General features: G+C 49.1%; 9 protein-coding genes, 3 rRNA genes, 1 other RNA gene and 1 other annotated feature. All 13 genes read right to left on the bottom strand.

Annotation, left to right across the window (positions count from 1 at the left end):
- Positions 1-2: 2 nt before the first annotated feature.
- The gene (ilvE, locus tag skT53_RS15850) at positions 3-890 is read right to left on the bottom strand and encodes a branched-chain-amino-acid transaminase (RefSeq protein ID WP_264175975.1); all 888 of its coding nucleotides are present in this window, start codon (positions 888-890) and stop codon (positions 3-5) included.
- A 129-nt stretch (positions 891-1,019) separates the two neighbouring features.
- Positions 1,020-1,268: a binding site (T-box leader), on the bottom strand.
- 73 nt (positions 1,269-1,341) lie between these two features.
- Positions 1,342-2,229 (bottom strand): prephenate dehydratase, encoded by an 888-nt coding sequence (gene pheA, locus skT53_RS15845; protein WP_226375250.1) that lies wholly within the window; start codon positions 2,227-2,229, stop codon positions 1,342-1,344.
- Between the two features lie 10 nt (positions 2,230-2,239).
- Complete coding sequence (locus skT53_RS15840) at positions 2,240-3,529, bottom strand: homoserine dehydrogenase (protein ID WP_200758768.1); 1,290 nt, start codon at positions 3,527-3,529, stop codon at positions 2,240-2,242.
- Between the two features lie 356 nt (positions 3,530-3,885).
- On the bottom strand, positions 3,886-4,776 hold the full coding sequence (locus tag skT53_RS15835) for an NAD(P)-dependent oxidoreductase (protein ID WP_200758767.1): 891 nt from the start codon (positions 4,774-4,776) through the stop codon (positions 3,886-3,888).
- A 113-nt stretch (positions 4,777-4,889) separates the two neighbouring features.
- The gene (locus skT53_RS15830; RefSeq protein ID WP_200758766.1) at positions 4,890-5,543 is read right to left on the bottom strand and encodes a hypothetical protein; all 654 of its coding nucleotides are present in this window, start codon (positions 5,541-5,543) and stop codon (positions 4,890-4,892) included.
- A gap of 139 nt (positions 5,544-5,682) precedes the next feature.
- Positions 5,683-7,344 carry a dihydroxy-acid dehydratase gene (ilvD, locus tag skT53_RS15825; protein WP_200758765.1) on the bottom strand — a complete coding sequence of 554 codons (1,662 nt, stop codon included), beginning with the start codon at positions 7,342-7,344 and terminating at the stop codon, positions 5,683-5,685.
- 147 nt (positions 7,345-7,491) lie between these two features.
- An RNA gene (gene rnpB, locus skT53_RS15820) (RNase P RNA component class B) lies at positions 7,492-7,883 on the bottom strand.
- A 110-nt stretch (positions 7,884-7,993) separates the two neighbouring features.
- Positions 7,994-8,108: ribosomal RNA gene (gene rrf / locus skT53_RS15815) — 5S ribosomal RNA — on the bottom strand.
- A gap of 130 nt (positions 8,109-8,238) precedes the next feature.
- Positions 8,239-11,172: ribosomal RNA gene (locus skT53_RS15810) — 23S ribosomal RNA — on the bottom strand.
- A 349-nt stretch (positions 11,173-11,521) separates the two neighbouring features.
- Positions 11,522-13,071, bottom strand: a 16S ribosomal RNA gene (locus tag skT53_RS15805).
- The 16S, 23S and 5S rRNA genes sit together here, the layout of an rRNA operon.
- 498 nt (positions 13,072-13,569) lie before the next feature.
- Positions 13,570-13,944, bottom strand: a complete 375-nt coding sequence (locus skT53_RS15800; protein WP_200758764.1) for a DUF309 domain-containing protein — start codon at positions 13,942-13,944, stop codon at positions 13,570-13,572.
- 95 nt (positions 13,945-14,039) lie between these two features.
- Entirely contained in the window at positions 14,040-14,765 is a 726-nt protein-coding gene (gene yunB, locus skT53_RS15795; RefSeq protein WP_200758763.1) for a sporulation protein YunB, read from the bottom strand.
- Positions 14,766-14,829: 64 nt separating this feature from the next.
- Entirely contained in the window at positions 14,830-15,957 is a 1,128-nt protein-coding gene (locus tag skT53_RS15790) for a two-component system sensor histidine kinase NtrB (RefSeq protein ID WP_200758762.1), read from the bottom strand.
- Between the last annotated feature and the right edge of the window lie 21 nt (positions 15,958-15,978).

Here is a 15,978-nt window from a genome sequence, read left to right as displayed (position 1 = left end):
TTTCAAGCCAATCCAGGCACTTTCGTTCCTTCTACAACAGTAATTTTGCGAAACTCGCGTGTTAACAGTTCCGTCATCTGGCCAGGCTTTCCATTCCCGATGATACGGGAGTCCACATCTACCACTGGAATCACTTCCGCCGCCGTTCCCGTCAGGAATACTTCATCCGCCACATACACATCATGCCGGGTAAACGGTTTTTCCTCGCAGGGAATCCCAAGTCTCTGGCAAATATCGATAATGGCGTTACGGGTAATTCCTTCTAGCGCTCCCAAGTATGTGGGCGGCGTAATCACTTTTCCGTCTTTTACGAGGAAAACGTTGTCACCAGAACCTTCACATACGTACCCTTCATGATTCAGCATCAAAGCTTCCATCACACCCGCTCTTGCCGCTTCCAATTTGACCAGGATGTTGTTCAAATAGTTGAGCGACTTAATCTTCGGATTGAGCGCATCCGGATTGTTTCGTCTGGTTGGCACGGTCACAAGTGCAAGCCCATTGTCATAAAATTCTTGCGGGTACAGCTTAAGCTGTTCGGCAATAATCACGACGCTGGCTTTTTTACAATTGCGCGGGTCCAGCCCCAAGTCACCGGCACCTCGTGATACAACAAGTCGTATATACGCATCAGGAAGTTGGTTTCTGCGCAACACTTCCAACACGCTATCTTCCATTTCCTGCTGGGTAAGCGGAATTTCCAGCAGAATCGATTTCGCCGACTCATACAGACGTTTGATGTGTTCTTTCAGTCGGAATACATTGCCGGAGTAACTGCGAATCCCTTCAAAAATTCCGTCCCCGTACAAAAAACCGTGATCGAACACCGACACAACCGCTTTGCTGCGGGGCACAAACTCACCATCCAAATAAATTACCAATTCACTCACAGGTTTTCTCTCCTTTTTCTGAATTGTCAGTCTAAGCGGACTAAACAAAAAGCAAACCGTGATAGAAGCTAATAAAAAAATCCTTCTCCAAAACACCCGAACGAAAGTGAATGTACTCACTTGTTCGGCTGCTGGGGCGAAGGATCTCGCGGTACCACCCAGTTTCTCTGTTTTTCTCACAAAAAACAGACTCCGTAAGTCGTAACTGACTTTGTCCGATATCGGGGACATTCCGTTGTTTCCTAGTGGGAATTTGGTCTTTTCAGAAACAAAGCTCCAAGGTGAGCTTCGAAATAAAGATGGCGACCGACTTCTCAGCTTACAGTCGGCTCTCTGGCACCAGAGCTTCTTTCTACTTGTCCTTGTCATCGCAGTTCATTTATTCACGTTACGTGTTCCAAGACTTAAACTGATTATAGTGACCCAAGCGTTTACCTGTCAATGGACATTTTTACTTTTTTTTGTCTTTTTTGTATCCGCCTAGAACGCGGACCTGATGTCCGAAGGTGCCAATTACGGAAACCGCTTTTTGCATGTCATCCGTTTCCACGCCCGCTTCTACATCAATAAAAAACTGGTAAGTTCCCAATTTCTTGCGGGTTGGCCTTGATTCGAGGCGAATCAAATTAAGCCCGAAGGCGGCAAATATATTCAGTACATGCACCAAAGCGCCGGGCCGTTCTTCACTCAACGTGACTAACAGCATCGTGTGATCCGATTCAGGAAGCGGGATTGCGCCTTTTCGGACAACTACAAAACGTGTATGATTTTCGGTAAGATCCTGTAGATTGGATTGCAGAATTTCAAGTCCAAAAATTTTCGCCGCCCAGGAACTTCCAATTGCAGCCACGTCTGTGCGTTTGCTGGCGGCCACTTCTTGTGCAGCCTTCGCAGTACTGTCGTAAGTTTTTGCCTCTGCGCCGATTTCCCGGATGAAGTTGCGGCATTGCGCCAAACCTTGCGGATGCGACCATACTTCTTTGATATCAGAAACTTTACATCCGGGGTTGGTAAGCAACCCCTGTTCAATTGGCATCACAATCTCCGCTGTGACAAACAGATCCTCGTTTCCCGACAAAGTATCAATCGTCATGGAGACAGAACCTTCGATTGAATTTTCAATCGGTACAACTCCATAATCAACATCCTGTTCCTGAATAGCATACAGTACATCTGGAATGGAGGTACACGCTTTCCAAGTTACATCCTGCCCTTCAAAAAAACGAAAGGAAGCTTCTTCCGAAAACGTTCCTCTCGGGCCCAAGTACCCCACTTTCATCGTCTGCCCCCCGCCTTCTTCTTCGCGCGATTCTTTCTCTCCCAATTGCGTGTATTTCATGCGTACGATATCAGCTCACGACTCGCAGGGTTTGCTTAATCGCATGTACATGCTCCATGTCGCCCAATTCATTCAGCGCGTCACGCAGAGAGCCTTCCCGTACTTCATGGGTGATCACCACAATTTCCGCCGTTTGGCTATCTGTCCATTTCTGGAACATCGTATGAATGCTCACCCCATGCTGTCCAATTTTGCCGGCAATCGCTCCCAGCACTCCCGGTTGGTCAGCCACTTCCAAACGCAAATAGAACCGATTTTTATTTTCAAGAGAAGACTGGATGGTCTTCTGTTCATAACAGTCAACCAAAAATTTCCCCCGCGTGCCCGCATGGAAATTGCGAACCGCTTCCACAATATCCCCGATCACCGAGCTGGCAGTCGGCAGTTGCCCTGCACCAAGCCCAAGGAACATGGCCTCGCCAATCGCGTTTCCTCGTACGAAAATCGCGTTATAAACACCATTGACGGAGGCGAGCGGATGGTCTTGCGGAACCAGCGCCGGATACACTTGCGCTGAAATGCTGCCGTTTTCCGTCTCTTTTGCCGAACCAATCAGTTTTATTGCATATCCCATCTGTTTCGCGTAATCGATGTCTCTTTCCGTGATGGAAGTAATCCCTTCCGTATCTACATCGGAAAAGTTGACCCGTGAATTGAATGCCAGGGACGCTACAATTGCGATTTTACGACCGGCATCCCATCCCTCTACATCCGAAGCAGGATTCGCTTCGGCATATCCCAGTTCCTGCGCTTCTTTCAGAGCATCTTCAAACGCCATCCCCATTTGGGTCATCCGGGTCAAAATATAATTGGTGGTGCCATTTACAATTCCCATTACCTCGCTTATTTTATTCCCGGCCAAATCCTTCCGGAGCGGGCGTATGATAGGGATTCCCCCTCCGACGCTCGCCTCATACAAAAAATCGCAACCGTTTCGCGTAGCTTCCAGAATCAGTTCGTCCCCATGTTCGGCAATCAGGTCTTTATTTGCCGTTACTACGCTTTTTCCATTGCGGAAAGCGGTCAATAAAAGATCCTTCGTTCCTTCAATGCCGCCCATAACCTCAACGATCACATCGATCTCGGGATCATTTACAACCTGCCAGGCGTCAGTGGTCAACAATTCAGCAGGAACTTCCACCAGTCTCTCTTTCTCCAGATCGCGTACAACAATTGATTTAATGCGGATAGGGAGACCCGATCTTTTTTCAATTTCTGTTCCATTTTCCGCTAATACTTTGACGACTCCGGAACCAACAGTTCCAAGCCCCAACATGCCAATTCTGACCTGTTCTTTCATGGCTCCCCACTCCCCATTTCTTTTGTCCCTTCATAAAAGACAGAAGTCTCCAATTAGGAGACAGTATATAACAGGAATCCATTCTTGGCAACCGTCATCTATTTACAAAACCCGTTCTATCACAGAAAAAGGCCTTCTACGTATAACAGGTGTGCTGATTCTCCAGGGAATGGGAATGGGAGAAACAACACACCCGTTAAAACGAGAAAACCTTCGTGCCGCACGATCCGAATTTTCGGAATAAAATCAATGATTCTTACTCACCTAGTTTTAAGAATCATCGATTTGTGCGAGTTTGACAAAAGATTGCCTTTGGACCCATTATAGACAAGCTCCTATTTTTCGTCAACTTTTGTCTAATTATTTTTCACTTCCACTTTCGCCAATTTCTCTAACGGAAGCAGTAAAGCGGCTATATCTTTGGCGCCGTGACCAGAATTTCGAGCTTCCTGAAAAATTTGTTCCGCCAGATTGCTCGCCAACAATCGTACTCCCTCCTGTCGACCCATGTCGTTTGCGAGCGATAAATCTTTAAAGAGCAGATCAATTGTAAATTTTGGTGAAAAATCCCTTTTCAGAATACAGTTGGGGACGGTCCGATGCAGCATTGCGCTGTTGCCGGTGGAGGTCGCCAACACTTCGTAAAGCGCTTGTGGGTCCACACCCATTTTACTGCCCAGGACAAATCCTTCGGAAAGAGCGGCTTGCGTTACACCAATCACTAATTGATTCACCAGTTTTGCAATGTTTCCAGCGCCTGACTCCCCCATCCACCGGATGTTTTCCCCCATCGGATTGAAAACAGGCATCATCGCATCAAATGATCCCCGATCGCCGCCCACCATAATTGTCAATGTACCTGCTTCCGCACCCATCGGGCCACCGGAAATCGGCGCATCCAAATACGATACTTGTTTGGTTTTGGCAAGTTGATACAGCTTGCGGCTGGTATAGGGCGAGACAGTACTGTGATCGATGATTACAAGGCCTTGTTTGGCGGATGCCAATAATCCGTCAGACCCGGCCACAATCTCTTCTACGATCGCATCATTTGGCACACAAAGCAATACGGCATCGCAGGTAGACGCTAACTCGTTATATGTATTTGTGGCAGTACAACCGATTTTTGTAACTGCTTCCTCGATTTCTGAACGTCTTACATATACGGCCACGTCAAAATTTGCTTTTCGCAAATTTCCAATCATCGGCAAACCCATAGTTCCTGCTCCAATAAACCCAATTTTCATACCGTTTTTCCTCCTCCTTTTCTGTCCAATTCATTATACCGCAATTTTCATCAAACAAAATGGTCCCTGCAAAACAGGAACCATTGGCGCTCATTTATTCATGCGCGTATTTTTTAATGATGCTCCAAATACATGTCCGCCACATGCTGATCTTCATAGTTCATAGTAAATGTAATCTGTGAGATCGAGCCGTCTTTAAACGTTTCAAACAGCATTTCCGCTACTTCTTCCGCCTCATTTTTGTCCGGTTCCACCCAAAAATCAACGCGCCCTGAAATGGTGTCGTCCACTTCATCGACGGAAACCATGCCGATTACATTGTTAAAATCGTCTCGCAAATGGTATTTGACATGTTCTCCTTCGTCTGAAATCAGACTCAGATGGTATTCATCATCCCCATCGTTGCTTTCAAAATCCGTTTCATAAGTGCTGTTCACATCTACATCATGGTAATTCGGATCTGGATCCATAACATTCATCGGTTCCATTTCCAATATCTGCTCAATGTCCCCATACATCATCACTACAGAGGAGGTGGAAATTTTCAGGGCCGCCGTGAGATGACTGATGTACGTTCGAACTTCGTCCAACACGTATTCCAGATTCCGTTCGTTTACTTTCCCGGTGTCGATCTGTACGGTCCCGGTCAGCAAGTCACCTTCCCGATATACTAAGTACACATCGCCCACCCAGTCCTCGTTGCAATAGATGCTGACCGTTTCGCCGCCCGCTGTCCTGAGTTCCGGTTTTAACGATACGACCGTCATCTGTCATCTCCCCTTTTTTGTAGGTGTATAGGTAGTATCACCTGATTTTTGTAAGCGTAAAGTGAGAATTTTTCCCATAAAAAAACGCCCGTCCGCATCGAAAATACGATGCAAGACAAGCGTTGGTTCTTCGGTTCGATTACACTTTTAAAACAGCGCCTGTGTTTGCAGACGTCACCAATTTGGAATAGCGAGCCAACCAGCCGGATTTCACTTTCGGTTCCGGTTCCACCCATTCCGCACGGCGTTTAGCCAATTCTTCCTCGCTGACTTTTACTTCAATCAACCGCTCATCTACGTCAATGACAACGATATCTCCATCACGAAGAAGAGCGATCGGGCCACCTGCAGCCGCTTCCGGAGAAATGTGTCCTACGCTGATGCCGCGACTTGCTCCCGAAAAACGGCCGTCTGTAATGAGCGCCACTGTTGAGCCAAGTCCCATCCCCGCAATGGCCGATGTAGGAGCCAACATTTCCGGCATGCCGGGACCGCCCTTCGGACCTTCATAACGAATCACCACGACAGAACCTTCTTTCACCCGGCCCATCATGATACCTTCCAGCGCTTCTTCTTGGGATTCAAAAATAACGCAAGGTCCTTCAAAATGTTTGACCTCTGTTGCGCCGCTCTTAATAATGCCCCCATCAGGAGCCAGATTGCCCGTCAGTACGCGGAGTCCGCCTTCATGGCTGTGCGGTTGTTCAATTGTCTTGATTACTGCCGGATCCTGAATATCCGCATGCATGACATTCTCACGGAGTGTTTTGCCCGTTACCGTAATGCGGTCGAGATGCAGCGCACCCTCTTTTTTACCAAGCTCTTTTAAGATGGCGCTAATTCCACCTGCCCGATGAATATCTTCCATATGCCAGTTGGAAGCGGGGCTTACTTTACAAAGATGCGGAATTCTGCGGGAAATTTCGTCAATCCGAGACATCGGATATTCGATACCCGCTTCACGCGCAATGGCCAATGTATGAAGAACCGTGTTGGTAGATCCGCCCATCGCCATGTCGAGAGCGAACGCATCATCAATTGCTTCCATCGTAACGATGTCACGCGGTTTGATATCTTTTTCAATCAACAGTTTTAGGCTTTCTGCCGCTTGTTGAATCAAATTTTTACGAGCTGGATCCGTTGCCAAAATGGATCCGTTGCCCGGCAATGCAATACCCAGAACTTCACACAGACAGTTCATTGAATTTGCTGTGAACATACCGGAACAGGAACCACAGGAAGGACAACCATTATCTTCAATTTCCTTCAATTCGCTCTCCGAGATCTTACCCGCCTGGTAAGCACCGACCCCTTCGAATACGGAACTCAGATCGACCACTTGACCCGAACTTGTTTTACCGGCTGCCATAGGGCCGCCAGAAACAAATACGGTTGGGATGTTAATCCGCATAGCCGCCATCATCATGCCTGGTGTAATTTTGTCACAATTGGGGATGCAAATCATTCCGTCGAACCAATGGGCATTGACGACCGTTTCAACCGAATCAGCAATCAATTCCCGGCTCGGAAGGGAATAGCGCATTCCGATATGTCCCATTGCAATCCCATCATCAACACCGATGGTGTTAAATTCAAACGGTATCATACCAGCCGCCCGGACGGCTTCTTTGACCATTTTGCCAAATTCGTTTAGGTGAACATGGCCCGGAATAATCTCAACAAACGAATTGCAAATCGCAATAAACGGTTTATCAAAATCTTCATCCTTCAACCCGGTTGCTTTCAGAAGACTACGATGTGGAGCTTTGTCAAAACCCTTTTTGATCATATCGCTTCTCATTAACGTCCACTCCCACAATAAACTTTAAAACGATTCAGTAATTTTAATTATAGTAGCAAACGATTGGACATATGACAAGGGTAATTCCTAACAAAAAAGTCCGGTGATAGACCGGACTCACTTTTTTAAGATCGGCATGCAGGATAAAGCTGTAAGCCACATTCTGTTCTCTCGTGCTGCAAACGGTCGCCAACCTCGCACTTGAGCAGTAATCATCTAACTATCGCCTAATGGCGATCCGCCCGTCCGTTCGAATTCCTTTCGGGCAGTTCCCCTACCGTAATTTGGGTTTCTCGCAGATGGGGTTTACCTCGTTCCACTCTTCTCGTTTCCAAGAAGACTTCGTCACTGTGGCACTTTCAGGCTAATAGGAGCATATCTGACAGCAGACGTAGCTCCGTTCACCGCCGTCAACCCAGTTGTTACACCAGATTGCCCTGACTTATGGATTCGTCAGGCATCCAAACTCCAGGCATCACAGCCCGGGCGAGTGTGGACTTTCCTCACTGATGCAAAGATCAGCGCGATTACTCACTTAACCTGCGTTTTGAAATCACAATACTGAAATGATATCAGAACCATAGAAACGATTCAACTGACAAAAGAAAACAAAAATCATCAAGAATCTTGATGATTAACAATAAAAACAGCCTAGCAACGACCTACTCTCCCAGGGCTCATGCCCAAGTACCATCGGCGCTGGAGAGCTTAACTTCCGTGTTCGGGATGGGTACGGGTGGGTCCTCTCCGCTATTGTCACTAGACTCGCAGGGATGCAAGTCGCTCGACGTTGTGACAGGATGTCACAGTTCCTGGTCGAGCTTCCTCTTTCTTTATTCAGGGTTGCTCCCTGAAAACCAGATGCGAATATGAGTGGCGCATGGGAATCCATGATGGATTAAGCCCTCGATCGATTAGTACTGGTCAGCTCCATGCCTCACGGCACTTCCACACCCAGCCTATCTACCCTGTCTTCTTCAGGGGATCTTACCATGTTCTCCATGTGGGAAGTCTGATCTTGAGGGGGGCTTCGCGCTTAGATGCTTTCAGCGCTTATCCCGTCCCGACTTGGCTACTCAGCGTTGCAGTTGGCACCACAACTGAGACACCAGCGGTCGGTTCATCCCGGTCCTCTCGTACTAAGGACAACTCCTCTCAAACTTCCTGCGCCCGCGGCAGATAGGGACCGAACTGTCTCACGACGTTCTGAACCCAGCTCGCGTACCGCTTTAATGGGCGAACAGCCCAACCCTTGGGACCTACTTCAGCCCCAGGATGCGATGAGCCGACATCGAGGTGCCAAACCTCCCCGTCGATGTGGACTCTTGGGGGAGATAAGCCTGTTATCCCCGGGGTAGCTTTTATCCGTTGAGCGACGGCCCTTCCACTCGGCACCGCCGGATCACTAAGCCCGACTTTCGTCCCTGCTCGAGTTGTCCCTCTCGCAGTCAAGCTCCCTTTTGCCTTTGCACTCAAAGCGCGATTTCCATCCGCGCTGAGGGAACCCTTGGGCGCCTCCGTTACTCTTTAGGAGGCGACCGCCCCAGTCAAACTGCCCACCTGACACTGTCCTCTCACCTGCTTCAAGGTGACGAGTTAGAAGATCAATACCTCAAGGGTGGTATCCCAACGTCGACTCCACCTAGGCTGGCGCCCAAGCTTCGATGTCTCCCACCTATCCTGTACATGATGTACCCATCTCCCATATCAAGCTACAGTCAAGCTCCACGGGGTCTTTCCGTCTTGCCGCGGGTAACCTGCATCTTCACAGGTATTACAATTTCACCGGGTCTCTCGTTGAGACAGCGCCCAAGTCGTTACGCCATTCGTGCGGGTCAGAACTTACCTGACAAGGAATTTCGCTACCTTAGGACCGTTATAGTTACGGCCGCCGTTTACTGGGGCTTCGGTTCAAAGCTTCACACCTTTCGGCATTAACCCTTCCCCTTAACCTTCCAGCACCGGGCAGGCGTCAGCCCCTATACGTCGCCTTTCGGCTTAGCAGAGACCTGTGTTTTTGCTAAACAGTCGCTTGGGCCTTTTCACTGCGGCTCCCTCAGGCTTTGACACCCTACCGGAGCGCCCCTTCTCCCGAAGTTACGGGGCCATTTTGCCGAGTTCCTTAACGAGAGTTCTCCCGCGCACCTGAGGATTCTCTCCTCGCCTACCTGTGTCGGTTTGCGGTACGGGCACCGGCTCACTCACTAGAGGCTTTTCTTGGCAGTGTGAAATCAGGGACTTCGGTACTTCAGTTTCCCTCGGCATCACAGCTCAGTCTCACGAGGAGCGGATTTGCCTACTCCTCCTCCTCACTGCTTACACGGCCATCTCCAGCAGGCCGCTCTCCCTATCCTCCTGCGTCACCCCTTCGCTCAAACGCGAGCGCGGTGGTACTGGAATTTCCACCAGTTGTCCGTCGCCTACGCCTTTCGGCCTCAGCTTAGGTCCCGACTAACCCTGGGCGGACGAGCCTTCCCCAGGAACCCTTAGGCTTTCGGTGGACAAGATTCTCACTTGTCTTTTCGCTACTTATACCGGCATTCTCACTTCTATGCCCTCCACCAGTCCTTCCGGTCTGACTTCCACGAGCATAGAACGCTCCCCTACCACGACATTGTCATCCATAGCTTCGGTGTCCGGTTTGAGCCCCGTTACATTTTCCGCGCAGCGTCACTCGACCAGTGAGCTATTACGCACTCTTTAAATGGTGGCTGCTTCTAAGCCAACATCCTGGTTGTCTGTGCACCGCCACATCGTTTCCCACTTAACCGGTACTTCGGGACCTTAGCTGATGGTCTGGGCTGTTTCCCTCTTGACCACGGATCTTAGCACTCGTAGTCTGACTGCCGAAAATAAGTCAACGGCATTCGGAGTTTGACTGAGTTCGGTAACCCGCGAAGGCCCCTAGCCCAATCAGTGCTCTACCTCCATGACTCTTACTTCGACGCTAGCCCTAAAGCTATTTCGGGGAGAACCAGCTATCTCCGAGTTCGATTGGAATTTCACCCCTACCCCCAGCTCATCCCCGCACTTTTCAACGTGCGTGGGTTCGGACCTCCAGTAAGTGTTACCTCACCTTCATCCTGTCCAGGGGTAGATCACTCGGTTTCGGGTCTGCGACTCCAAACTTTCGCCCTCTTCAGACGCGCTTTCGCTGCGGCTCCGCATTCTCTGCTTAACCTCGCCTGCAATCGCAACTCGCCGGTTCATTCTACAAAAGGCACGCCGCCAGACATAAACGTCCTCCGACTGATTGTAGGCACACGGTTTCAGGTTCTTTTTCACTCCCCTCCCGGGGTGCTTTTCACCTTTCCCTCACGGTACTGGTTCACTATCGGTCGCCAGGTTGTATTTAGCCTTAGGAGGTGGTCCTCCCGGATTCCCACGGGATTCCTCGTGTCCCGCGGTACTTGGGGTCCGTCTCGGAGATGGATCTGTTTCAGATACGGGACTCTCACCCTCTGCGGTGGGCTTTTCCAAACCGCTTCTCCTACACATCCATTTTGTAACTCCTCATGAGACGCCCCGCAACCCCAACCTGCAAGCAGGTTGGTTTGGGCTTCTCCGCGTTCGCTCGCCGCTACTGACGGAATCACTGTTGTTTTCTTTTCCTCAGGGTACTTAGATGTTTCAGTTCCCCTGGTCTGCCTCCTCGCTGCCTATGGATTCAGCAGCGGGTACTGGACCATTACGTCCAGTGGGTTCCCCCATTCGGATATCCCCGGATCTCAGCCTGCGTACGGCTCCCCGAGGCGTTTCGGCGTTCGCTCCGTCCTTCTTCGGCACCTGGCGCCTAGGCATCCTCCGTGTGCCCTTTGTAGCTTAATCATCTACATCGGTTTTACTCGGTATCTTCCCAGCTAATTGTGAATTGTATACTCGCTCCCCAATCTCTTTGGGTCCCCGCCAAAGTATTCGGTGTTGCTCCAACGCTTCACTTCACTTTGGCCGGTAGATGAGTTACCTCGCAATTTTTCGTTTCTCATATTCGCTATCCAGTTTTCAAAGAACAAAAATCAACGGAAGATGTTGATATCACGGTGGCATGTGCGACCGCAACCCTCAAATCTTTCCACCTGAAGAAACTCTTCCTTCTCTCGAAGGCTGTCGTTCCTTCAAAACCAAATCGTGTAGAGAAGCCTGTGTGTTCGTGCTTGTGCTCTTTCGAGCTCCTTAGAAAGGAGGTGATCCAGCCGCACCTTCCGATACGGCTACCTTGTTACGACTTCACCCCAATCATCGATCCCACCTTCGGCGGCTGGCTCCCTTTCAGGTTCCCTCACCGACTTCGGGTGTTACCAACTCTCGTGGTGTGACGGGCGGTGTGTACAAGGCCCGGGAACGTATTCACCGCGGCATGCTGATCCGCGATTACTAGCAATTCCGGCTTCATGCAGGCGAGTTGCAGCCTGCAATCCGAACTACGAACGGTTTTCAGGGTTTCGCTCCAGATCACTCCTTCGCTTCCCGTTGTTCCGCCCATTGTAGCACGTGTGTAGCCCAGGACATAAGGGGCATGATGATTTGACGTCATCCCCGCCTTCCTCCGGTTTGTCACCGGCAGTCACCTGTGAGTGCCCAACTCAATGCTGGCAACACAGATCAAGGGTTGCGCTCGTTGCGGGACTTAACCCAACATCTCACGACACGAGCTGACGACAACCATGCACCACCTGTCTCCGCTGCCCCGAAGGGAAGGTCTATCTCTAAACCGGTCAGCGGGATGTCAAGCCCTGGTAAGGTTCTTCGCGTTGCTTCGAATTAAACCACATGCTCCACTGCTTGTGCGGGCCCCCGTCAATTCCTTTGAGTTTCAGTCTTGCGACCGTACTCCCCAGGCGGAGTGCTTACTGTGTTGACTTCGGCACTGATGGGTGGACCCCACCAACACCTAGCACTCATCGTTTACGGCGTGGACTACCAGGGTATCTAATCCTGTTTGCTCCCCACGCTTTCGCGCCTCAGCGTCAGTTATCGGCCAGCAAGGCGCCTTCGCCACTGGTGTTCCTCCACATCTCTACGCATTTCACCGCTACACGTGGAATTCCCCTTGCCTCTCCGATCCTCAAGCCATCCAGTATCCAGGGCCATCCCGGGGTTGAGCCCCGGGCTTTCACCCCAGACTTAAATGGCCGCCTGCGCGCGCTTTACGCCCAGTAATTCCGGACAACGCTTGCCACCTACGTATTACCGCGGCTGCTGGCACGTAGTTAGCCGTGGCTTCCTCCTTGGGTACCGTCACGCCATGAGCATTCCCTCTCTCAGCCATTCGTCCCCAAAGACAGAGTTTTACAACCCGAAGGCCTTCTTCACTCACGCGGCGTTGCTCCATCAGGCTTGCGCCCATTGTGGAAGATTCCCTACTGCTGCCTCCCGTAGGAGTCTGGGCCGTGTCTCAGTCCCAGTGTGGCCGTTCACCCTCTCAGGTCGGCTACGCATCGTCGCCTTGGTGAGCCGTTACCCCACCAACTAGCTAATGCGCCGCGGGCCCATCTGTCAGTGATGCCGTAGCACCTTTTACAACCCCTTAGATGCCTAAAGGCTGATTATCCGGTATTAGCACCCGTTTCCAGGCGTTATCCCAGTCTGTCAGGCAGGTTACCCACGTGTTACTCACCCGTCCGCCGCTGGCTTCCAGAGAGCAAGCTCTCTTTCCGCCCGCGCGACTTGCATGTATTAGGCACGCCGCCAGCGTTCGTCCTGAGCCAGGATCAAACTCTCAATGAACAGTTAGTGCTTCAGCACTTACTGTGAATGGATCCCGTTCCATAGGAATCGGGATTTCCTTAAGAATCAATCTGGCTCCCTACACGATTCAGTTTTCAAAGAACGACTGCCACCTTTGGTGGCTTAGCGTTGCTTGTGCCCTTTGGGTGCTTGTGCCCTTTGGGTGCTTGTGCCCTTTAGGTACAAAGAACGACTGGTTTGTGCTTCCCAAAAGCAGCGACAAACATGATCTTAACAGATTCAAACGCCCAAAACAAGTGGGAGTTTTTATCTTTTTTCGTGCCGCTCTCTCGCGGCGACAATTGCTATCTTATCACATTTGACCGTTAGCCGCAACTGGTAAATCCAGTCACCCGATCCACAAGCCGCCGCGTTTCGACGACAACGATGATTATATCTCGCAGAAGGCCATCTCTCAATCCGAAGCGTAAAACAAAATCCAACAAGAATCTGCAAAAATTTCTTTTAATCGAATTCCGTTCCACTTTTTTCAGCCATTCAAGTGATCTTGTGGATTTTTAGCAAGCGCAAACCGTATTTTTCGTAATCATCTTCTCCAATATAGTGTTCCGACGGCAACCCATCAACAAGTGCTTGAAAATCTTGACGCAATTTTGCGAGATCGACCCCCTGCAACTTATCGGGCAAGGATTGCAGAGACGGGTAGGCATACTCATAGAGCTTTCGAACTCCGCGCAACACCCCTTTTTTCAATTTAAACTGGGCTGTGGCCACCTGAACCAAAGCTTTGTAAAATTGAGCTTCAACTGGATCCTGTGATCTCTTCCAAGCCTCTTCAAATATTTCGTGGCACTCATAAAAATCTTGTTCGTCATTGAACAAACGGAGAAATCTCTTGGTTACCTCGTTCATTTTCCAAACACCTTTCACTAATTCTCCTATATTTATTATAAACGAAAAAGAGGGAACCCTTTCCGGTAAAATAAAGGCTCCCTCAAGATTCAACTTTATTTTTGCTGCTGCCCAGCGCTTGGATTCGGATATACCGGCGGACTCACTGGCATAAACGGAGTACCTTGCACATCATAGAAAACCGAAGGAACATCACCCACCATCACGAAAGAGGCAATCGGCACTTTTGCCTGAACATCTACTGGTTTCGTAACAAAAGGAATAATGACATTGACTCGCACTTTAACATTGAGGATCAATGAATGTTTGGTCTGATTAATGCCAAGCGAATTCGATTCCTCAGTGATTTCAGAATTAACGGCGCTGACCGGAACGACAGTAATCGGAATGTCAGGACCAAACGTAGCCAAAATCGATGAATGCAGAGCCTGCCCGACTGGCAAACGAATCTCCGATTGATTCATTTCCTTCAAAACGCTTTGTATTTGTTCGGTCGTCTGCGCCTCGATGCGGTTTGCCTGCGGCATGTTAAAAACCGCTGACCTTATATTCCCTTTATCATCTTTAATGAATTGAACAATGTCCTTATAACTTTGGTCTGTCGCTATTTTTTGCACAATCGCATCATTAATTGTCTCCGTTGCATACTGGCGTGCAATAGTTTCGGCCACATTAACAAATGCAGGCCGCAAATTCGTTTCGATAAAAAAAAGCGATTGAACGACCATCAGTACAATTAAAAAAAACGCGATGAGAAAAACCGCTCTCCAACGTTTTACAGGTCGGCGAAGGCGCATTCGTCTTCTGCGTAGTTGGATCATATACGCCCCTCTCCCTTCGATTCATTTTATGACGAAGGGGAGGCAAGCAGTACAAAAAAAGCAGCTATCGTTTCGCTGCTTCTTTCAGACCCAGACGCATCTCTTCTAAGCTCAGAATTTCATCCTGCAAACAGGGGATGACCGTTTGGACAACGGTTCCTTTGCCGGTTTCACTTTGAATCGATATCGAACCGCCCATGCGGGTAACAATTTGTCGGCAGATGGACAGTCCAAGACCTAATCGTTCCGGTTTGGTAGTAGTGAACGGATCGAATACATTCGACATTAACTCACTTGAAATTCCGACACCGTTATCGCGCACAGACAAACGAAAACTGTCACCAAACGACTCCACCGACAAATGGATTTCACCGCCCTCGACCGCGACAGCTTCCAGCGCATTTTGCACAAGATTGAAAAGCAGCGAGTTGATTTCGTTTATATCACCAAAAAATTTAAAGTTTTTTCGCGGGAACTCACACAAGATCCTGGCGCTGTGCAAAAGAGCTTCTTGCTGAAGTCTTGGCATAATCTCATGAAGCCAATCGTTAACCCGAATCACTTTAAAACGAAGTTCCTGCGGTTTGCTGATCAAAAGAAAATTGCTTAGGATTTGCTCAATCTTTTCGATTTCAGAAAACAACAACGGAAAAACGTTCTGGCATTTATCCGAAAAATTGCGCTGCAGCAAACCAATCCCCGACATTTTTTGGATATCTCGCTGCAAAAGTTGCAGAAAACCTTTTACAGTGGTTAACGGATTGCGAATTTCATGAACAGTGCCAGCCGCCATGTTGCCGATCGCCGCCATCTTTTCCGCTTCTACAATATCCTGTTGAATTCGATACGATTCCGTAAGATCTTGGAATGTCAGCATGATACCGACCGTCTGATTCAACATCACCAACGGAGAAACTTCCGCTTTTAAATACAACTCTTTTCCATTTATTTGAAAGAGCAGTTTGCCTAACGATAAGGTTATTTGCTCAGTGAGAGATTGTTGGACTACATCCATATTAAGAGCTGGAAACATTGCCGTGACGCTGGTTCCTACCCATCCGTTTTTGTCAATTCCAAACAACGTTAATGCAAACCGGTTGATATCTGCAATATTTCCTTTTAGATCAATCAGGATAACTCCGGATTGCAAACGATCGAACATGGATTCGAAAAATTCACGGAAAGAAACCATAGAAAAGCTGACGCCCCTTCA

Source organism: Effusibacillus dendaii (genome assembly GCF_015097055.1).
Classification (GTDB): Bacteria; Bacillota; Bacilli; order Tumebacillales; family Effusibacillaceae; genus Effusibacillus; species Effusibacillus dendaii.
The sequence above is the reverse complement of the archived record's forward strand: the minus strand, read 5'-3'. Positions and strand labels throughout refer to the sequence as shown.